The 19,673-nt window shown below is 54.6% G+C and carries 19 protein-coding genes; 10 read left to right on the top strand and 9 right to left on the bottom strand.

Going from position 1 to position 19,673, the window contains the following annotated elements:
* Positions 1-7 precede the first annotated feature (7 nt).
* Both yihT and yihU read right to left on the bottom strand, forming a co-directional pair.
* A complete protein-coding gene (gene yihT / locus KGP25_RS24070) occupies positions 8-883 on the bottom strand; it encodes a sulfofructosephosphate aldolase (RefSeq protein ID WP_048028354.1) in 876 nt (291 codons plus the stop codon).
* 17 nt (positions 884-900) lie between these two features.
* Positions 901-1,791: a sulfolactaldehyde 3-reductase gene (gene yihU, locus KGP25_RS24065; protein WP_223539714.1), complete on the bottom strand. Its 891-nt coding sequence runs from the start codon at positions 1,789-1,791 to the stop codon at positions 901-903.
* Positions 1,792-1,946: 155 nt separating this feature from the next.
* Between yihU and KGP25_RS24060 the strand changes: the two genes are divergently transcribed.
* Complete coding sequence (locus KGP25_RS24060; RefSeq protein WP_223539713.1) at positions 1,947-2,843, top strand: sugar kinase; 897 nt, start codon at positions 1,947-1,949, stop codon at positions 2,841-2,843.
* 34 nt (positions 2,844-2,877) lie between these two features.
* Positions 2,878-3,672: a DeoR/GlpR family DNA-binding transcription regulator gene (locus KGP25_RS24055; protein ID WP_069719770.1), complete on the top strand. Its 795-nt coding sequence runs from the start codon at positions 2,878-2,880 to the stop codon at positions 3,670-3,672.
* Positions 3,673-3,712: 40 nt separating this feature from the next.
* Here the strand turns inward: KGP25_RS24055 and KGP25_RS24050 are convergent, their stop codons facing one another.
* Together KGP25_RS24050 and KGP25_RS24045 are read right to left on the bottom strand one after the other, a co-directional pair.
* Positions 3,713-6,589 (bottom strand): autotransporter outer membrane beta-barrel domain-containing protein, encoded by a 2,877-nt coding sequence (locus tag KGP25_RS24050; protein WP_223539712.1) that lies wholly within the window; start codon positions 6,587-6,589, stop codon positions 3,713-3,715.
* A gap of 71 nt (positions 6,590-6,660) precedes the next feature.
* The gene (locus KGP25_RS24045) at positions 6,661-7,278 is read right to left on the bottom strand and encodes a transcriptional regulator (RefSeq protein ID WP_048028364.1); all 618 of its coding nucleotides are present in this window, start codon (positions 7,276-7,278) and stop codon (positions 6,661-6,663) included.
* A 547-nt stretch (positions 7,279-7,825) separates the two neighbouring features.
* On the opposite strand from KGP25_RS24045, the gene KGP25_RS24040 reads away from it, so the two are divergent.
* From KGP25_RS24040 to fabY, 6 genes are all read left to right on the top strand, one after another.
* Positions 7,826-8,563, top strand: a complete 738-nt coding sequence (locus KGP25_RS24040; protein ID WP_126535047.1) for a winged helix-turn-helix domain-containing protein — start codon at positions 7,826-7,828, stop codon at positions 8,561-8,563.
* The gene (locus tag KGP25_RS24035; RefSeq protein ID WP_045909088.1) at positions 8,560-9,030 is read left to right on the top strand and encodes a hypothetical protein; all 471 of its coding nucleotides are present in this window, start codon (positions 8,560-8,562) and stop codon (positions 9,028-9,030) included. Before KGP25_RS24040 ends, KGP25_RS24035 begins: the two co-directional genes overlap by 4 nt.
* Positions 9,031-9,118: 88 nt before the next feature.
* Entirely contained in the window at positions 9,119-9,718 is a 600-nt protein-coding gene (gene yihX, locus KGP25_RS24030; RefSeq protein WP_223539711.1) for a glucose-1-phosphatase, read from the top strand.
* A complete protein-coding gene (locus KGP25_RS24025) occupies positions 9,712-10,593 on the top strand; it encodes a virulence factor BrkB family protein (protein ID WP_045909090.1) in 882 nt (293 codons plus the stop codon). The genes yihX and KGP25_RS24025 overlap by 7 nt, the downstream gene beginning before the upstream one ends.
* Positions 10,590-11,027 carry a D-aminoacyl-tRNA deacylase gene (gene dtd, locus KGP25_RS24020; protein ID WP_006808716.1) on the top strand — a complete coding sequence of 146 codons (438 nt, stop codon included), beginning with the start codon at positions 10,590-10,592 and terminating at the stop codon, positions 11,025-11,027. Before KGP25_RS24025 ends, dtd begins: the two co-directional genes overlap by 4 nt.
* A gap of 44 nt (positions 11,028-11,071) precedes the next feature.
* Positions 11,072-12,013 carry a fatty acid biosynthesis protein FabY gene (gene fabY / locus KGP25_RS24015; RefSeq protein WP_023309755.1) on the top strand — a complete coding sequence of 314 codons (942 nt, stop codon included), beginning with the start codon at positions 11,072-11,074 and terminating at the stop codon, positions 12,011-12,013.
* A gap of 8 nt (positions 12,014-12,021) precedes the next feature.
* On the opposite strand, the gene KGP25_RS24010 is transcribed toward fabY, so the two are convergent.
* The gene (locus tag KGP25_RS24010) at positions 12,022-12,942 is read right to left on the bottom strand and encodes an alpha/beta hydrolase (protein ID WP_223539710.1); all 921 of its coding nucleotides are present in this window, start codon (positions 12,940-12,942) and stop codon (positions 12,022-12,024) included.
* A 198-nt stretch (positions 12,943-13,140) separates the two neighbouring features.
* Here KGP25_RS24010 and KGP25_RS24005 point away from each other — a divergent pair, with 198 nt between their 5' ends.
* Together KGP25_RS24005 and KGP25_RS24000 are read left to right on the top strand one after the other, a co-directional pair.
* The gene (locus tag KGP25_RS24005; RefSeq protein ID WP_048226827.1) at positions 13,141-13,383 is read left to right on the top strand and encodes a ribbon-helix-helix protein, CopG family; all 243 of its coding nucleotides are present in this window, start codon (positions 13,141-13,143) and stop codon (positions 13,381-13,383) included.
* A gap of 2 nt (positions 13,384-13,385) precedes the next feature.
* On the top strand, positions 13,386-13,757 hold the full coding sequence (locus KGP25_RS24000; RefSeq protein ID WP_080347348.1) for a type II toxin-antitoxin system VapC family toxin: 372 nt from the start codon (positions 13,386-13,388) through the stop codon (positions 13,755-13,757).
* A 39-nt stretch (positions 13,758-13,796) separates the two neighbouring features.
* Here KGP25_RS24000 and fdhE read toward each other — a convergent pair whose 3' ends face one another.
* From fdhE to fdnG, 4 genes are read right to left on the bottom strand one after another with little or no spacing between them, the layout of a single operon-like run.
* Positions 13,797-14,726 (bottom strand): formate dehydrogenase accessory protein FdhE, encoded by a 930-nt coding sequence (gene fdhE, locus KGP25_RS23995; RefSeq protein WP_111967919.1) that lies wholly within the window; start codon positions 14,724-14,726, stop codon positions 13,797-13,799.
* Positions 14,723-15,358, bottom strand: a complete 636-nt coding sequence (gene fdoI, locus KGP25_RS23990; RefSeq protein ID WP_008501832.1) for a formate dehydrogenase cytochrome b556 subunit — start codon at positions 15,356-15,358, stop codon at positions 14,723-14,725. Before fdoI ends, fdhE begins: the two co-directional genes overlap by 4 nt.
* Positions 15,355-16,257, bottom strand: a complete 903-nt coding sequence (gene fdxH, locus KGP25_RS23985; protein WP_008501831.1) for a formate dehydrogenase subunit beta — start codon at positions 16,255-16,257, stop codon at positions 15,355-15,357. Before fdxH ends, fdoI begins: the two co-directional genes overlap by 4 nt.
* Before the next feature lie 12 nt (positions 16,258-16,269).
* On the bottom strand, positions 16,270-19,320 hold the full coding sequence (fdnG, locus tag KGP25_RS23980; RefSeq protein WP_223539709.1) for a formate dehydrogenase-N subunit alpha: 3,051 nt from the start codon (positions 19,318-19,320) through the stop codon (positions 16,270-16,272).
* Positions 19,321-19,673: the final 353 nt, after the last annotated feature.

The following is a 19,673-nucleotide window of genomic DNA, read 5'->3' as shown; positions in this document are numbered from 1 at the left end:
TCCTTTCTTAACGGCGAGCCATCATTTCGTCGACGATCTCACCCAGACGCTGAAGTTTGGGTACGGAAACATCACGCAGCATCAGCTCGGTGTCCGGCAGGCCAATCACAGAGGACCAGACGGCACGACCGGCTAAAAAGCCCGATGCCCCCGCCTGCATGGCGACGCTTACGGCGCGCGGGAATAACTTATCGTCCACGCCGGATGAGAGGATCACCCACGGCATGGCGATGTTCTCATTCAGCTTCTGCGAGGCTGCCAGCAGCGCCTGCTGCGTGCCCTTGCCAAACAGCGGCATCTCCACTTTGTAGAGGTCGGCACCGCTGTCGCCCAGCTCTTTGGCCGCGTCGATAATCGCCTGTTCGCGGTTAAACGCGGCACCGCGACGTGGCGGACGCACCACCGGCTCGATAATGCTCAGCAGACCGTTATCGTGGCAGAGCGTGTTGAACGCTTTCACCATCTCAAGGCGCTGCTGAGGATCTTCATCGCTGCGCCACAGCACCAGCAGCTTCAGTGCTTTGCCGCCATCGCGTTTGACCGCCTGCGCGTCGACGTTCTTGTCGATCACTACGCTGTCGACCGGAATACCATTCCCCGGAATAAACTCGTCGGCGGCCACAATCATTGCGCAGCTTTTAGCCACAGCCTGCTGCTCGACAATCTGGCGATAGCAGAACTGCTGGTCGACGAGAATGGCAGAGGCGTACGGCGACAGAATTTTTGCCGCGTTGACCTTAAAATCGGTCAGGTGCTGGTCGGTTACCGGAACCGGCGCGCCTGCTGCAGCAAACATCAGGCGCATCGCTTCGCGCTGATCCACGGCCAGCATCGCAAAACCACCGGAAGGTCGGGTGATATCTTTCAGGGTGTACATCGTCATTCCTCAGTCCTTTCGTATCAGAGTGTTTTTTTCAGCCCGGCAGATGCGCGAACCTGTTCAAGAATGGCCGTCCAGTCCTCGCGCCCGCGCCCGGCGGCGCGTGCCTGGTTGTAAACCTCGCGGGAGGCCGCGCCCAGCGGCATCGGAACGTGGAGTTGGTTAGCCACGTCCAGGGCGATCCCCAGATCTTTATGCGCAAGGTCGATCATGAAGGCGGGTGAAAGATCCCCTTTCAACACCTTGTTCGGCCATGAGGTCGTGAAGTGGCCTTTACCCGCAGGCGTACCGCTCATGACCTTCAGCGCCACATCAAATGAGAGCCCCAGTGCTTCACACAGCACGGCCGCCTCCGCCGAGAGCGCGTTCAGGGCAATGCTCATGTAGTTATTGATAAGCTTCACGCGGATGCCCATGCCCGGCCCGCCGGCATTAATCAGCTCATTGCCCATCGCCATTAATACCGGAGTGGCGCGCTCAATTTGCTGCGCCGTGCCGCCTGCCAGCAGGAGCAGCGTGCCGGCGATGGCATGATCTGAGGTGCGTCCGACAGGCACATCCATCAGGCTGAAGCCGCGTTCAGCCATATCGCGGATCAGCGCGTCGGTTTGCAGTGGGTGTATGGTGGACATATCAATGACTAGCGCGTCGCGGGATAACCCTTCGCACACGCCGTGCTCGCCAAACAGCACGCTGCGTACCAGGTCGCCGTTTGGCAGCATGGTGATGACGAATTCGGCGTCCGTGGAGGCCTGCGCGGGTGTTGTCACCGCCCGTGCGCCGCTCTCTACCAGCGCCTGAACCGCCTGCGGGTTCACATCGAAGACGTTAAGCTGATGACCTTGTTTCAACAGATTCTTCGCCATTGGCGCGCCCATCTGTCCTAAACCGATAAATGCGATTGCTGACATGCCTCTCTCCTGTCACATCGTGTCAATTTTTGCGCGTTTGTGTTGTCTGTTTTTGATCGTATTTGTAATTTATAGTCAAAAAATTGACACGAGTCACTTTTTAAACATTTGATGAAATTAAAATGAAAGCATCAGAAATCGCAGAAGGAATCACCATGGCTCGCATCGTTTGTGTCGGCATTACCGTGCTGGATCGCATCTGGTATCTCGATGACTTACCAAAGGAAGGTGGGAAATATGTCGCAAAGGACTATACGGAAGTGGGGGGCGGCCCGGCGGCAACTGCGGCTGTGGCGGCGGCGAAACTGGGCGCGGAAGTGGATTTTATTGGCCGGGTGGGGGACGACGATACCGGCAGACGGCTGCTCGCGGAGCTGGAATCCCTGGGGGTGAAGACCCGTTACACCCGCGTATTTAAGGGGGCCCGATCGTCACAATCGGCGGTGCTGGTGGACGCAGGCGGAGAACGCGTGATTGCCAACTACCCCAGCCCCGATCTCCCTGCGGCGGCACACTGGCTGCATGAAATCGACTTCTCGCAGTGGGATATTGTTTTAGCCGACGTGCGCTGGCATGACGGGGCGAAACAGGCGTTTACCCTGGCCCGTAAGCAAGGTGTGCCGACGTTGCTGGATGCGGATGTTACCCCACAGGATATTGCGGAGCTGATTACCTTAAGCGACCACGCGGCCTTCTCCGCGCCGGGGCTGCGGCGTTTAACGCAGCTGGATAAAACCGAAGATGCACTGAAAAAAGCACAAACGCTCACAAATGGACATGTGTATGTCACTCAGGGGCGAGACGGCTGCTTCTGGCTGGAAAACGGCGCATTGCGTCATCAGCCCGGCTTTGAGGTGGACGTGGTGGATACCACCGGGGCGGGCGACGTGTTCCATGGCGCGCTGGCTTTCAGTCTGGGGCAACAATCGTCCACTATAGACGCCGTCCGCTTTGCCAGCGCCGTCGCAGCGCTGAAATGCACGAAGCCCGGTGGGCGTGCAGGTATACCCGACTGTGATCAAACCCGCTCTTTTTTGTCACTTTTTGTATAAAATGCGGGGCGAGATGGTTTTCAGAGGACAGCCCATGAGTCTTACCGAACTGACCGGCAACCCGCGTCACGATCAGCTGCTGACGCTGATTGCCGATCGCGGCTATATGAACATTGATGAACTGGCGCAACTGCTGGATGTCTCCACGCAAACGGTGCGCCGGGATATCCGCAAGCTGAGCGAGCAGGGGCTGATCACGCGCCATCATGGCGGGGCGGGCAGGGCGTCCAGCGTGGTGAACATGGCGTTCGAACAGCGCGAAGTCTCGCTTACCGAAGAGAAGCGAGCGATTGCCGAAGCCATTGCGGACTATATTCCCGATGGCTCCACCATCTTCATCACCATCGGCACGACCGTAGAGCACGTTGCCCGGGCGCTGCTGAACCATAATCATCTGCGCATTATCACCAACAGCCTGCGGGTGGCGCACATTCTGTATAAGAACCCGCGTTTTGAAGTGATGGTGCCAGGTGGCACGCTGCGCCCGCACAATGGCGGGATTATCGGGCCTGCGGCGACGGCGTTTGTGTCTGGTTTTCGGGCGGATTATCTCGTGACGAGCGTGGGAGCCATTGAGCACGACGGCGCGATGATGGAGTTTGACGTCAATGAAGCCAGCGTGGTGAAAACCATGATCGCCCACTCCCGGCACATTCTTTTAGCGGCCGATCATACGAAATTTACCGCCTCCGCTGCGGTGGAAATTGGCAACGTGGCGCAGGCCACTGCACTCTTCACTGACGAGATGCCTGGCTCGGCTCTGCAAAATCATCTGAAATCCAGTAAAGTTGAAATCGTCCTGGCCAGCACCGGCGATGATATCGCCTGAAGCAAAAAAAGCCGCTGAGTAAACAGCGGCTTGAACATTGTTATTTAAAGCTGTATTTCACCCCCAGCATCCCCTGCGTATCGCTGTAGCCTTTGTCGCCTATCTGCTGAGCCACGTTGCCCCATACGCTAAGCTGCGGCGTAATCTGCCCCTCTACGCCTGTCTTGAGTTCACCGATATTGCGCGTACCACGCATCTCATTGCTAACGTCATCCATGCGGATACGCGTGGTCTGGGTGTTGTGGATCCAGTTCGCTTCGATAAACGGCTGGAAGGTCCGTGATTTACCGTCGTCAATCGCGTTATGTCCGCTGATGTAGGCCTTCACGCCGAGACGTGTCATCAGGTTGCCCTGAGTCTCGTCTTTCACCCGCGTGCCGTTGCGCTCACGATGATCGTCAGCCTGCACGTCCATCCAAACGGCCTGCGCTTTCGGCTGGAGCCAGTAGCTGTTGCGGCCGCTTTCGCCCACCTTAACGCTATAGCCTGCTTCTACAGAGGCGGTCACGCCGCTGGAGCGATAGTTTTCAGTGGCCTGATCCTGTCCCATCACCTTATTGTCGAACCAGTTATACAGCACCCAGCTATCAACATAAGTGCCACTTTTATCCGCGTCGTTTGCGTACCAGGTACCGTACAGACCGACGCTATAGCCATTCACTTCACCGCGTGAGTGGTAGCCGGTCAGGCTGGAAGCGCTCCGGCTCTGACTGTTGCCGTAGCCCGCCATCAGGCCAAGATGCCAACGGTCCAGACCGTCGGTGCTCCACTGGGCGACATCGCCACCCAACTGCAGCACGTAGCGATTGGCGGTGGTTTTTAACTGGCCGCTGCCGTCTCTGAAACGCGTATGACCGCCGACGTTACGCATCCACAGGCTCGTCACTTTCTGCTCGCCAGTGAGCATGTCGGTGTACTGCGTTTCACCCAGACGGTCGTGCAGGCGGGTCATAAACAGCGTATTTGCCGCATAGCTGTTTGCCAGGTAGCTACCAAATTCCGGGCGATACTGATGCTCGCTTTTCGGTGGTGCAGGCGGTGGGACCGGCTCTTGCGGCGGAATCACCGGGTCAACGGGCGGATCTACCGGGTCGACTGGTGGGTCCACGGGGTCAACAGGTGGGTCTACGGGGTCGACCGGTGGGTCAACAGGATCAACGGGCTCAACCAGGCTGGTCAGGAACCAGTTTTTACCTTTTTGCACCATGTTATAGTCATAACCGCCCGCCACGATACGGCTGGCCTTCTCAAAGGTGCCATCGGAATTGCCGCCAACGCTGACAATTTCAATCCCTTCTACGGTTTGTGCGCCAGTACCGCCAATGTTGTTCACTTCCACCCCGGTATGACCGGACGTGTTGCCTTCAACAATCAGTTTGTCCGTTTCCGAAGTGTCGTCAAACAGGACGGTATTGAAAACCAGCTTGCCGCCGTTGCCGATAAAATCATCCTTGATGGTCAGCGTTTGCCACGCCGCGTCCTCTGCATGCTGAAAATTAATCGTGCCGCCCGCATTCAGCGTCAGGCTGGTTAGCGTGGAGTTGTCGCGCAGATTCCAGACGGCATCATTCATCGTCAGTGCGATAGTACCGGTACCCGCGGCGTTGCTCTCAATGAAGGACGCACCATTCCACAAGGAGTTGTCATCCATCGTCAGCGTAATGGTACTGTTTTGTGCGGGAAGTGTGCTGGTGGCCGCGACGCCGCCCGCGGAAAGGACATCGCCGTTGAGGATGAATTTGCCTCCAGCGGACGCGTCAATTACCCCGCCGTTACTGGCGTTCAGGGCATAGCTACCGTTGTCGCGTTGGCCTGCGGTGGTAATGGTTGCACCACCCGCGAGGGCTATCACGCCGCGTGACCAGGCATACATCCCGTGCGGCGCTTGCGCAGAGCTGCTGGTTTTCTCGCTGCTGTTTACCGCAATAGTGACGTTATCTCCCAGATTCACCGCACCGGTGTAAGCATAGACGCCATGCGCGCTGGCACCGTTGGTCGTGATAGTGGCACCTTCATCAAGGGTGATAGTTGACGAGCCGGTAGAATAAACCCCGGAAGCACTGGCCGCGTCGGTGGTAATCGTCGCGCTTTTGCCTAGCTCAATTTTTGACGCAGAGCCCGCATACAGGCCATAGGCCGATGTGCCGTACGTTTCGATGGTCGCCTCATCTCCCAGACGAACGTAAGAGCCGCTCTGGTTGGTGCGGATCCCTTCGGCGTAGGTACCGCGCGTCACAATATGGGCACGATCGCCGACGATAACGTTATTTTTTGCCTTCGACGCATCATTCAGTGCATAGGCGCTAATCCCGCGTCCTGTGCTGCCCGTGGTTTCGATATAGAGATCGTCCCCCACATAAATATTGGCGGAGCCAAGCGATCCCTGGCTGAAGGAGCTGTAGCCGGCATTGATGCCGTCACCGCTTTGGCCATTAACGTAAATATGGGTGCGGTCGCCGGTAATGATAAATACCGGGTTGTCCGGCGTGTTCATACCGTGAGTACGAATACCGTCGACGTCTTTACCATTATTGGCAGCCACTTTTGACTGGGTGCGAATAGTCAGATCGTCACCAAATATCACCCCCGGACTGCCGGACGTGGAGTTCTGAATAACGGTAACGGAATGCTCAAAGGCTTCCGCCCCAGGCCCTTCGAGGGTGATCCCATCTCCGTAGATCGGGATATTAACGGCGCTGTACTGGTAGACATAGTTAGGATCGCCGGTATTTTTGCTAAAGTTCGTGTTTGCCGTTGCAGGTATCATCGCCTGTATTTCTGCAGGCAAATCCGTTACCGCTCCGGAAGCGGGTAAATTAGAAAAATCTATTACCGCTGCATGTGCGGTAAATAGCGCTGACGACAACGCCAGCGAAATCGCAGCGGCGACTGGTGAGTGTTTCATTAAATATGGCATGACTTCCCCCTTTCTTTCAGGCGTAGAACATCCTCCACACCATTAAATGTGGGTAGGTAAACAGGTTGAAATTACAAAATAGAAACGAGAATTTTATGAATGCTGGTACCTAACTTCCTCTCAAGTCGTATTTTATGGACGTAAATTTTTTTAACATCAATGCCGTCTGTTTTTATAATCTCCTGAAGGCACGCTCCTGACAAAAATCTGTTAAGTAACGTGAATTCAACAGCATTTAAGATACTGCCGCGTCTGCTATTCACTCGTCTCCCGGTGAATAGATGGCTAATTTTTTCTTTTAATATAATGTCACTGTCATTCGAATAAATAACTCCCTTTATTTCACTGCGGTGAGTGAGAAAATAATTGGCCAATGCTTCCAGCTTGCGGTCTGAGATAATCACAATGTTCATGTTAGTTCTCGCCAGACGTTCAATCCATTGCGGATCGGCAAGTGCGCGCAGGTTGTACATTGAAAAGTCTACAAATATAAATCCGCGTAATAAGTGATTCTTGTTTCCTCGCACTATTTTATTTTCTACTGCAATCTGCAGGAAATGGTTATCACCTGGCCAAACTGCGAACGAGGCGTTTCCACAATATTGTGAACGTACTGTGTTATCTGGATATAACTGACAGGACAATTCACAGCTTATACAGCGGACAACCTTATGCGACGATGTTATCATCCAGTCCACTCCTGTCTTATTTTCACCGTCAATATTTCACTGCCATGCAAATGTGTCAATCTTGAAACATATCCAGTGGCCCTCTCTTGTTTATGAAAAATAGTGATAAAGAATATAAATTCCTGGTGATGCCTATTCTGTCAGGCCATAGCCATCGCGAAAGGACATATGTTGGTCAACGTATTCCAGGAATATTCGTCAGTACCTTAAGATTATTCGACAAAAAAAATCCCAGGGGAAGATTCACGAAATAGCACTAAAAGCTAAAGATTCGTTTCTTTAATCTGCCGCAACGACCGTCTTTTCTCTTGTTGTGGCTCAATATAATTATTTGGTCTGGCGAAGTGTAATGAAATCTCATTATGTCGTTTTAGATGAGAAAAACCTAAGAAAAGCATCTCTTAACATATTGAAAATGAATGTGTTATTTTTAATCTTAGTTGGAGTGGTATCGCGTCCTGATCCTTCTGACCTATACTCTTGTTAAATATACGTATGTCTTTTTGGTGTGTATGGTTAAGTATTGTTATTGCTGAGGAAAGGAAAATTGTATCTCATTAACAAATTGGTCGAGTATGATCCAGAAAACAAAACCCTGGTAAATCATATTTCCGGGCGCTCGATACAATTGCAGCTTCCTGCCAACCTCTGTTTTCTCTATCTCGTCACCCATCCCGGAGAAATAATTTCGCAAAATCAGTTAATGATAGTGGGATGGGGTGAGCGCAATGACGTCACCACACCGAATACCTTTTATCAGGCTATTTTGACATTACGCAACGCCCTGGCTGAGGTGGGGTTACCGCGCGATACGGTAAAAACGATTTCGCGTCGTGGGCTTATGCTTTCCGAAGCCACCCAGGTTGAACGATTTATTCCAGGCGCTGAGCCGGTAATAGCCAATAAAGACGCAGTCGTTGCCGATAGCACCGCGGTGAAGAGTCCGGCCTGGCTGATAATAACGACCGCAACGCTTTTGCTGATCGCGCTTATCAACGGGGGGATGTTATACAAACAGCACCAGAACATGCCGTTTAGTCACTACATTCCACTTTCTACGGGCAGCAGTGCCTGCCAGCTTTTTTTTGCGCCTAACGAACCTATGCAGGACCATTACTTGCGCTTGTTAAACAATAACCCTGGCCTGTGTGCCGAAAAACGATACGTTTTTCTCATTGGCTACAGTAAAACGGAGCGAATCGCGGCGTTTGCCTGTAATAAGGATCCGCGACGCGACGCGGCCGCGTTTTGTACCACCCATTATTTTTGGGCACACGAGCAATGATGACTCTTCGAAACCGTATTATTTTGCTGGGGGCGATTCTGGTGGCGGTTATTACCAGCGGCTGGTTAGCGTACTCGAATTTGTCGAGTACGCCGATACGCTGCACGGGAAATGTGGAATGGACGATTGGTAAAAACCGATTTGTGGGTACGGTTTCCTGGCGAATGCAGCATCGGGAGGGCGCGACCATCATTAACGGTAAATTATTTGGTCAGACGGTGTCTGAAGTTAACCGGACCATCTATTTTCACTACAGTTACCATCAGAATGCGCGCGTGTTAAATAACGATCGTATTGTTAAAACCTTCGCCGATAATGCGGATGAGGCTGATATCAACGCAACGTTACCGGGCTTTTACCGTACGCCGGGTCGGGACCTGAGCCTGATGATTGATGAGTACCGGGGAGCCTGGCTTTTTGCCGCGTCAAACGTCCCTTCACTTTACTGTCGTAAAAACGCGCCGTAAAAATCGATCGCACACCTTAGAGCGCACGCATAGTCAAATCTCTTTATTCCCGCTACAGTTACTTCTCCACGGCGAGCAGGAGATAAACATGCTTTATATCTTTGATTTAGGAAACGTCATCGTCGATATCGATTTTAATCGCGTGTTGGGTGCATGGAGCGACTTTAGCCGCGTGCCGCTGGCAACGTTAAAGCAAAATTTCGCGATGGGTGAGACCTTCCATCAGCATGAACGCGGCGAGATCAGCGATGAAGAATTCGCTGAACGTTTCTGTCAGGAGATGGATCTACCGTTAAGCTACGAGCAGTTTTCACACGGCTGGCAGGCCGTATTTGTCGCCATCCGGCCTGAGGTGATCGACATCATGCATAAGCTTCGCGAGCAGGGACATCGGGTCGTTGTGCTGTCAAACACCAACCGTCTGCACACCACGTTCTGGCCTGAGGAGTACCCTGAAGTTAAGGCGGCGGCGGATAAGATCTATCTCTCGCAGGAGATGGGGATGCGTAAACCTGAAGCGCGAATTTATCAGGCTGTTCTGCAGGCAGAGGGATTCACCGCGGCCGATGCGGTCTTTTTCGATGACAACGCCGATAATATAGAGAGAGCTAACCAGTTGGGTATTACGTCAATTCTGGTGACCGGAAAAGAGACGATACCTGACTACTTTGCGAAGCAGCTATGCTAAAAACCGTTCATCAAAAAGCCACGCACCATACTCGCCCGCTGCGGGCCTGGCTGAAACTGCTCTGGCACCGGATTGATGAGGACAATATGACCACGCTGGCGGGTAACCTTGCCTACGTGTCATTGCTCTCGTTAGTGCCGCTGGTGGCGGTCATCTTTGCCCTGTTCTCCGCCTTTCCGATGTTTGCGGACGTCAGCGTGCAGCTTCGTCATTTTGTCTTTGCGAATTTCATTCCGGCAACCGGGGATGTTATCCAGAACTACATTGAGCAGTTTGTTGCCAATTCCAGCAAGATGACGGCAGTGGGGGCGTGCGGTCTTATCGTCACCGCGCTGCTGTTGATGTATGCCATCGATAACGCGCTAAACACGATCTGGCGGAGTAAAAAAGCGCGGCCAAAGGTCTATTCCTTTGCCGTGTACTGGATGATCCTCACGCTGGGGCCGTTGCTGGCCGGGGCGAGCCTGGCAATCAGTTCTTATCTGCTCTCCCTGCGCTGGGCGAGTGATTTAAACGGCGCTATTGATAATGTGCTTCGCATCTTTCCGTTGATCCTGTCGTGGCTCTCGTTCTGGCTGCTCTATAGCGTCGTGCCGACCACGCGCGTGCCTAACCGCGATGCGGTCGTGGGGGCGCTGGTGGCGGCATTGCTCTTTGAGCTCGGTAAGAAAGGGTTTGCCCTCTACATCACTATGTTTCCGTCCTATCAGCTGATTTACGGCGTGCTGGCGGTGATCCCCATTTTGTTTGTCTGGGTCTACTGGACCTGGTGTATCGTCTTGCTTGGTGCTGAAATAACTGTCACTCTCGGTGTATACCGCGAACTTAAAAAAGCAGCAGCAGCTGAAAAACAACAAGAAGCAGACCAACCATGATTGCATTGATACAGCGCGTAACCCGTGCCAGCGTCACCGTGGAGGGAGAGGTGACGGGTGAAATTGGCCCAGGACTTTTGGTGTTGTTAGGTGTCGAAAAGGATGATGATGAACAAAAAGCCAACCGCTTATGTGAGCGCGTGCTGGGCTACCGTATTTTCAGCGATGCGGAAGGCAAAATGAACCTGAACGTCCAGCAGGCAGGCGGCAGCGTGCTGGTGGTTTCCCAGTTTACGCTGGCAGCGGATACCGAGCGCGGTATGCGCCCGAGTTTCTCCAAAGGGGCCGCGCCGGATCGTGCAGAAGCACTTTACGAGTACTTTGTTGAGCGTTGTCGCCAGCAGGACATGAATACGCAAACCGGACGATTCGCTGCAGATATGCAGGTATCGCTGGTGAACGATGGCCCCGTCACATTCTGGCTCCAGGTATGAGCATACTTACGGCATGGCCGCGGGTAACAAGAGAGAGTACAGCTATGTATCACCTTCGAGTACCGCAAACGGAAGAAGAGTTAGACGCTTATTACCAGTTCCGCTGGGAAATGCTGCGCAAACCACTGCATCAGCCAAAAGGCTCTGAACGCGACGCCTGGGACGCGATGGCCCACCATCAGATGGTGATGGACGAAGAGGGCAACCTCGTGGCCGTCGGGCGTTTGTATATCAACGCCGATAACGAAGCGTCTATTCGCTTTATGGCGGTTCATCCCTCCGTGCAGGACAAAGGTCTGGGTACGCTAATGGCGATGACCCTGGAATCCGTCGCCCGTCAGGAAGGCGTTAAGCGCGTCACCTGTAGCGCCCGCGAAGATGCCGTTGAGTTCTTCGCTAAACTCGGTTTTGTGAATCAGGGGGAAATCACGACCCCGCAAACCACGCCGATTCGTCATTTTTTGATGATCAAACCCATCGCCACCCTGGACGATATTCTGCATCGCGCCGACTGGTGCGGACAGCTCCAGCAGGCCTGGTATCAGCATATTCCGCTCAGTGAAAAAATGGGCGTGCGCATTCAGCAGTACACCGGACAAAAATTTATTACCACCATGCCGGAAACCGGCAATCAGAACCCGCACCACACGCTGTTTGCCGGCAGCCTGTTCTCACTGGCCACGCTCACCGGCTGGGGACTGATCTGGCTGATGCTGCGCGAGCGCCATCTGGGTGGCACCATCATTCTTGCCGATGCTCATATCCGCTATAGCGCACCGATCAGCGGCAAGCCGAGTGCGGTGGCCGATCTGGGGTCACTGGGCGGCGATCTGGACCGTCTGGCTCGTGGCCGCAAGGCTCGCGTACAAATGCAGGTTGAACTGTTTGGCGATAAAACACCGGGCGCGGTGTTTGAAGGCACCTATATCGTTCTTCCGGCGAAGCCTTTTGGCGCGTATGAAGAGGGTGGGAACGAGGAGGAGTAATCTCCTGTTCACGCTTCCCGGGCGTGCTGAATCCGCCCGGCGACATCCCGCATAACGTCTCGCGCTGACTGGCTAACGCCGCCAAGCTGAAAGAAGCCATGGATGACGCCCAGCCAGCGCTGAGCGGTACACTTCACACCCTGCTCCGTCAGATGCTGGAACAACATTTCGCCCTCATCGCAGAGCGGATCGTACTCTGCGGTAATAATGTGCACAGGCGGAAGACCGTAAAAATCATCGCGCCACAGCGGACTTGCTTCGGGGTGCTGGCGGTCGGTGTCAGCGAGGTACATTTCATACCCACTGAGCAGGGTATCGCGGGTGATGATGTAATCCGTGCCATTGAGGGCATAGCTTTCAAAACTGGCCGTGGCGTCGAGCATGGGGTAGATGAGAATGAGCTGCGCAGGTTGCCACAGCCCTTTAACCTTAAGCCGCAGCGCCGTTACCAGCGCAAGATGTCCCCCTGCGCTGTCTCCGCAGAGGGTGATCCGGTTTTTATCCACGCCCAGTTTGTCCGCATAGTGCCAGACCAGATCTGCACCTCTTTCCGCATCGTCATGTGCGGCGGGGAAAGTATGCTCCGGCGCCAGTCTGTACTGAATCGCAATCACCCGGCAGTTGCCGTAGCAGGCTAACTGACGGAGTTGGTTGTCATGGGTATCAAAGCCGCCGCTGATAAAGCATCCGCCGTGGTAGTAGATGGCAGCAGGCAATAGTTCAGGTGCATTGAGAGGTGAAAATACCCGAATGGTAAGACCCTCAAGAACAAGCGTCTCCACCTGAACGCGCGTTTCGGTCTCCCCGGCAAGCCCTGTGCTGGCAATATAGCCTGCTCGTCGCACCTCAATGCTCTGGCGACGTGACGAGGGCCGACCTGCAGCGATAAACCCCTGAACCAGCTGTGCAATACCTTGTTCCAGCGCCATGAAAATTCCCTTTTACTGTATGTATGAACAGTTTTATAGCCTGGTTTGATTCAAAAGAAAACAAGAATAGTGTTGAGGGCAACAATCTGGAAAGCGCCTCGCAAATGGAAGGATAACTATTGCCAGGGACTTTAACCCTACTGAGAGAAAGCGTATGTTGCCTTGAAAATAGACAATGGTGATATACTGAGGTGATATATGAGTTTACTGGCGGAGCTTAGCATGGGCAGAATTCTGATCGATTTGTCGGATGACGTTATTCAACGTCTCGATAACCTCAAACAGTTGCGTAACCAACCTCGTGCCGAATTACTGCGTGAAGCAATTGAGCAGTATCTCGATCAGCAAAGCTCGTCCGTTATCCGTGATGCGCTTGGTCTTTGGGGGAACCAGCAAGAAGATGGTTTAGAGTATGAGCGCAAGCTGCGTGAGGAGTGGTAGTGATGGAACACATGGCGGTTTTTGATACCAATATCCTGATCGACCTTTTCAACAATCGCGTCGAGGCAGCAAATACGATCGAAAACACAGCATCGCACCGGTCAATCAGTCTAATCACATGGATGGAAGTCATGGTAGGGGCGCGCAAACATGGCCACGAAGCGAAAACCGCGGCGGTAATGGGCGCATTTGAGGTTATCGATGTAACCCGAGAGATCGCAGAAAGAAGCGTCGTGCTCCGTGAGAAGCATGGCATGAAACTGCCGGATGCCATTATTTTAGCGACTGCCCAAAGCAGAAATTGCCCGTTAATCACCCGGAATACCAAAGACTTTCAGGGGATTGCCGGGGTGGTTTTACCTTATCAATTGTAGGCCGGGCAAGCACGCGCCGCCCGGCACTGTCACAGGGAATTACTCCCCTTCACCCGGGAACAGGAACGGGTTGATCGAGCTACGGGCAAAGCCCTCCTGCTCCATCTTCGCGTCCAGAATCAGCGAGGCAAGATCGTCGGCTACCGCTTCGACTTTCGGGTCTTTTTCCTGATACAGAATCTTCAGGTAAGTGCCGCAGTCGCCGCAGCTTTCGGCTTTCACCGCCGCGTCTTCATTTTCCAGCGACCAGTAGTTCAGATCGCGGGTCTGTTCGCAGTTGCTGCACTTGATGCGCACCACGTGCCACTCGGTTTCACACAGGTTGCAGTGCAGGTAGCGCAGCCCCTGCGTGGTGCCGATTTGCACCATGCTGGAAACTGGCATAGAGCCGCAGACCGGGCAGAACTGGCGCGCCTCGCCGTATTCGGCGCGCGCTTTACCCGGGATCAGGCTCGCCATTTGCGCCCAGTAAAGCGACAGCGCAGCCCAGATAAACGGCGCTTTATCGCTACTGACCAGCGAGAAGTCAGAGGCAAACAGCGCGCTCGCCATCTCTTCCAGCTCTTGTTCGGACGCTTTTTCCAGATTTTCAATGACCGCCAGCGCGGTACCGCTCATCTCCGGCTTCAGCTCGGCAATGAGCGAATGCAGCAGCTTTTGCCAGTGCTTGTCGCGCGGCAGGACGTGAATGTCCAGCGGTGGCTTGCCCTGCGTGTTGGCTTCTTTGATGCGCGCGGTCAGATCCATTTGCAGCGGGTGATCGTACAGCACCACTTCCTGCGCGTGGGCGACCAGCGCGGCAAAACGCAGAAAATCGCCCAGCGGGTTGTTCTCTGCCAGCTCGCGCAGACGCTCTGCGCGGCGGTTATAGAGGTTCTTGAGTCTGGGGAATAACAACGGCGGAATATAATCCGCCGTGCGTTTCTCGCTCGACCCCAGCTCATCTTGCGGGATTATGCGAATACTCATTCAGATGACTTTTCCTGTTTCTGGCGGACTTCACGGTACCAGCGCGGGTGATGCTTCTTCGCCCACGTACTGGTTACCCATCCTTCCACCATCGCGGTAATGGTGCCTTTCACCCAAAGGGCGGCGTAGATATGCACCATGATAACCACAATTAACGCCACTGCGGCAAATGAATGCAGCATCAGCGCGAATCGGATCACCGGGATTGAGAAAGCAGGCGCAAAGTACGGACGCCAGATGATCACGCCGCTCACCAGCAACAGGACCAGGAAGATAATCGCCGCCCAGAATACGCATTTCTGGCCGAAGTTATAACGCCCGGTGTCACCCACTTCCTCGTTGACGACGATCTTACGAATATTCTTCGCCCAAAAGATATCATCCCGATTGATTAGGTTATGGTGCCAGTAGCGGAAAAACATAATGATGAACGACGCGAACATGATGACGCCCACAAACGGGTGCAGGATGCGCGCCAGCTGTGGTGTCCCCATGATCTGCATCAGCCAGTTGAAGGACGGGAAGAAGAACCCCAGCCCGCTTATCGCCGCCAGCATGAAGCAGAAGGCGGTGACCCAGTGGTTGATGCGTTCCGGCGCGGTGTAGCGCACGATGGTGTCACGTTTTCTCATTTGCGCACCTCGTCTTTCTCTTCATGCAGGTTGTCGTCTTCCTCTTCCGCGCGGTTCGGACCGACGCCGACGTAGTGGAAGATGCTCGCTGCGAAGGTGGCAGCAAAGCCCACCGCTGCCAGCGGTTTCCAGATGCCTTTCCAGAACTTCACGGTAGCGCTGATTTCCGGGTTCTCCGGCAGACCGTGATACAGATTCGGCTTGTCGGCGTGGTGCAGCACGTACATCACGTGTGTACCGCCAACCCCGGCCGGATCGTACAGGCCCGCGTTGTCGTAACCACGGGTCTTCAGCTCGCCCACGCGCTCTGCCGCCAGCGTTTTCATATCCTCTTTGGAGCCAAAGTGGATTGCGCCGGTTGGGCAGGTCTTCACGCATGCAGGCTCCTGGCCGACGGTAACGCGGTCCACGCACAGGGTGCATTTGTAGACGCGGTTGTCTTCCGGGTTCAGGCGCGGTACGTCGAACGGACAGCCTGCGATGCAGTAGCCGCAGCCGATGCACTGTTCGGACTGGAAGTCGACGATGCCGTTGGCATACTGAATGATAGCCCCTTCTGACGGACATGCCTTCAGGCAGCCCGGATCCGCACAGTGCATACAGCCGTCTTTGCGGATAAGCCATTCCAGTTTGTCGTTCTGCTCCACTTCCGAGAAACGCATCACCGTCCAGGACTTGGCGGTCAGGTCTGCCGGGTTGTCGTACACCCCGACGTTGTGACCCACTTCGTCACGCAGGTCGTTCCACTCAGAGCAGGCCACCTGACAGGCTTTACAGCCGATACAGGTCGTCACGTCGATAAGCTTCGCCACTTCCTGCTGGTGGTCCCGCGCCTGAGGCGCGGGCGTGAAACCGTTAGTCGCGGAACGACGGATAATGTCTTGAGATTGATAAGCCATAAGTCGTCTCCGTTACACCTTTTCCACGTTCACGAGGAAGGCCTTAAACTCCGGCGTCTGCGTGTTCGCATCACCGACGAACGGCGTCAGGGTGTTCGCAATGAACCCTTTCTTCGCCACGCCCTCATAACCCCAGTGAATCGGAATACCGATGGTATCCACCTGCTGACCGTGAACGTTCAGCGTGCGAATACGCTTGGTCACCACCGCCTTGGCCTTAATGTAGCCGCGGTTAGAGGAGACCTTCACGGTATCGCCATGGGCAATGCCGAGCTTGTTCGCCAGCTTCTCGCCGATCTCCACAAACTGTTCCGGCTGCGCGATGGCGTTAAGCAGCGCGTGCTTGGTCCAGTAGTGGAAGTGTTCGGTCAGACGGTAGGTGGTACCCACGTACGGGAACTTGTCTTTTTTACCCAGCGCTTCAAAGTCGTCCTTGAAGATACGGGCAGCCGGGTTAGAGACCACGTTCGGGTGCAGCGGGTTGGTGCCCAGCGGCGTCTCAAACGGCTCGTAGTGTTCCGGGAACGGACCTTCCGCCATCTTATCGATAGCGAACAGACGCCCCATCCCTTCAGGCTGCATGATAAACGGCCCAACGTCGCTGCCCGGTGCGGCAGTGCTGTAGTCCGGAATATCCACGCCGCCCCATTTCGCGCCGTCCCACTTAAGCAGCTGACGTTTCGGATCCCACGGGTTGCCCTGCGGATCAGCGGACGCACGGTTATAGAGGATGCGGCGGTTGAGCGGCCACGCCCATGCCCAGCCCAGCGTATTGCCAAGGCCTGACGGGTCGGCGTTATCGCGGTTGGCCATCTGGTTGCCTTTCGGCGTCCAGCTACCGGCAAAGATCCAGCAGCCGCTGGAGGTGGTACCGTCATCGCGCAGGTGGGCGAAGGTACTAAGCTGATCGCCTTTCTTCGCCAGCACGGTGCCGGTGGCCGGGTCGATAACGTCCGCCAGTGCCTTACCGTTGCTCTCCATCGCCACTTCTTCCGGCGCTGGGTTTTCCGGCGTCGAGTAGTTCCAGGTCATGTTCAGGACCGGTTCCGGGTTCGCGCCGCCTTCTGCCGCGTACATCTTACGCAGGCGCAAGAAGATACCGGCCAGGATCTCGCCGTCGTTCATGGCGATGCCCGGGGCGTCCGCGCCTTTCCAGTGCCACTGCAGCCAGCGTCCGGAGTTGACGATAGACCCGTTCTCTTCCGCGAAGCAGGTTGACGGCAGACGGAACACTTCGGTCTGAATCTTCGACGGATCGACGTCGTTCGATTCGCCGTGGTTCTGCCAGAAGGTCGAGGTCTCGGTATTGAGCGGGTCAATCGTCACCAGGAACTTCAGTTTTGACAGCGACTCAACAACCTTGTTCTTGTTCGGGAACGAGGCAACCGGGTTAAAGCCCTGGCACAGATAGCCGTTCACTTTGCCCTGGTGCATCATCTCGAAATACTGCAGAACGTCGTAACCTTTGTCCCACTTCGGCAGCCAGTCAAAGCCCCAGCTGTTTTCCGCCGTCGCTTTATCCCCGAAGAACGCTTTCATCATCGAGACGAAGAACTTCGGATAGTTGCCCCAGTAGTTCACCTGGCCTTCAAGCAGCGGTTTAGGCGTGCTGGCCGTCAGGTAGGTTTGCAGGTCGGTCTGTTTTTCGCTTGGCAGGTTCATGTAGCCCGGCAGGCTCTGAGACAGCAGGCCGAGGTCGGTCAGACCCTGAATGTTGGAGTGACCGCGCAGGGCGTTCACGCCGCCGCCTGCCATCCCCATGTTGCCGAGCAGCAGCTGAACCATCGCCATGGTGCGGATGTTCTGCGCGCCGATGGAGTGTTGCGTCCAGCCGAGGGCGTACAGGAACGACGCAGTTTTGTCTTTCGCACTGGTTTCGGCGATCAGCTCGCACACCTTCAGGAAGTCCGCCTTCGGCGTCCCACAGATGTTTTCGACAACCTCCGGCGTGTAGCGGGAGACATGCTCTTTCAGCAGGTTCCACACGCAGCGCGGGTGTTGCAGAGTGGTGTCGCGCTTCGCAAAACCTTTTTCATCCAGCTCGTAGTTCCAGCTGGTTTTGTCGTACTTGCGTTTTTCAGCGTCGTAACCGCTAAACAGACCATCTTCGAAGTGGTAATCCTCACGCACGATCAGGCTGGCATTGGTATAGGCTTCGGTGTATTCGCGGTTGTACTTTTCGTTGGTCATCAGGTACAGCAGTACGCCTGACAGGAAAGTGATGTCAGTACCTGAACGAATAGGGGTGTAGAAATCCGCCACTGACGCAGTACGCGTAAAGCGGGGATCGATCACAATCAGTTTCGCACCGTTGTGGATTTTGGCTTCCATCGCCCAGCGGAACCCGACCGGGTGCGCTTCAGCGGCGTTACCGCCCATCACCACAATGAGGTTGGCGTTCTTGATGTCGACCCAGTGGTTGGTCATCGCACCGCGACCAAATGTTGGAGCAAGACTTGCTACCGTTGGTCCGTGTCAGACACGCGCCTGGTTGTCGACCGCGAGCATACCGAGTGCACGCGTAAATTTCTGGGTTAAATAACCGGTTTCGTTACTGGAAGCAGAAGCACACAGCATCCCGGTGGAGAGCCAGCGGTTGACCGTGACGCCGTCGGCGTTCTTCTCAACAAAGTTGGCATCGCGGTCTTCTTTAATCAGTTTAGCGATGCGGTCAAACGCCTCTTCCCAGCTGATTTGCTGCCATTTGTCGGAACCCGGCGCGCGATATTCAGGGAATTTCAGGCGGCTTTCGGAGTGGATAAAGTCCACCAGACCGGCCCCTTTCGGGCACAATGCGCCGCGGTTAACCGGGTGATCCGGGTCGCCTTCGATATGGAAAATAGACGCTTTGGCGTTTTTAGCACCGTCGCCGAGGCTATACATCAACAGCCCGCAACCGACAGAGCAGTACGTACAGGTATTACGGGTTTCACGGGTGCGCAGCAGTTTATACTGCCGCGTTTCCGCCAGCGCTACGCCGGGCGCAAAGCCCAGTGCCGCTGCCGTGGTGCCTGCCATACCGCCAGCGCAGATCTTAAAGAACTGCCTTCTGCTGACCTGCATGGGTCACTCCTTGTTTCGACATTGCTTACATATGTAGTTTTGACTTCGCGGTTGAAGAATGACCGCAAAGGAGAAAAATTTGCGTTAATCCCTCAATTCCACGAGGGATATCATCAGAATACCACATTGTCGGTACCGCTGTTCTAATGGCGTTAATACAAAGTGAACGTATTATCACCATGTTGATTATAAAGTGTGATATCGATCACATTAACAGCTCTGCATGTTAAAGCGATGTAGCCGGTGTCAGGTTGCACCCCTGCTAAATGAGTAGGAGAATGGTTGTCGAAAAGTTGATCCATACTATGCGTACAGCCTGTGGTTTATGCTGCAATAGCACGCTCGCTTCCGTG

The sequence above is a fragment of the Enterobacter sp. JBIWA003 genome (assembly GCF_019968825.1).
Lineage (GTDB): Bacteria > Pseudomonadota > Gammaproteobacteria > Enterobacterales > Enterobacteriaceae > Enterobacter > Enterobacter quasiroggenkampii.
Note: the sequence above shows the minus strand (reverse complement) of the source record. Positions and strands in the feature narration are given on the sequence as shown.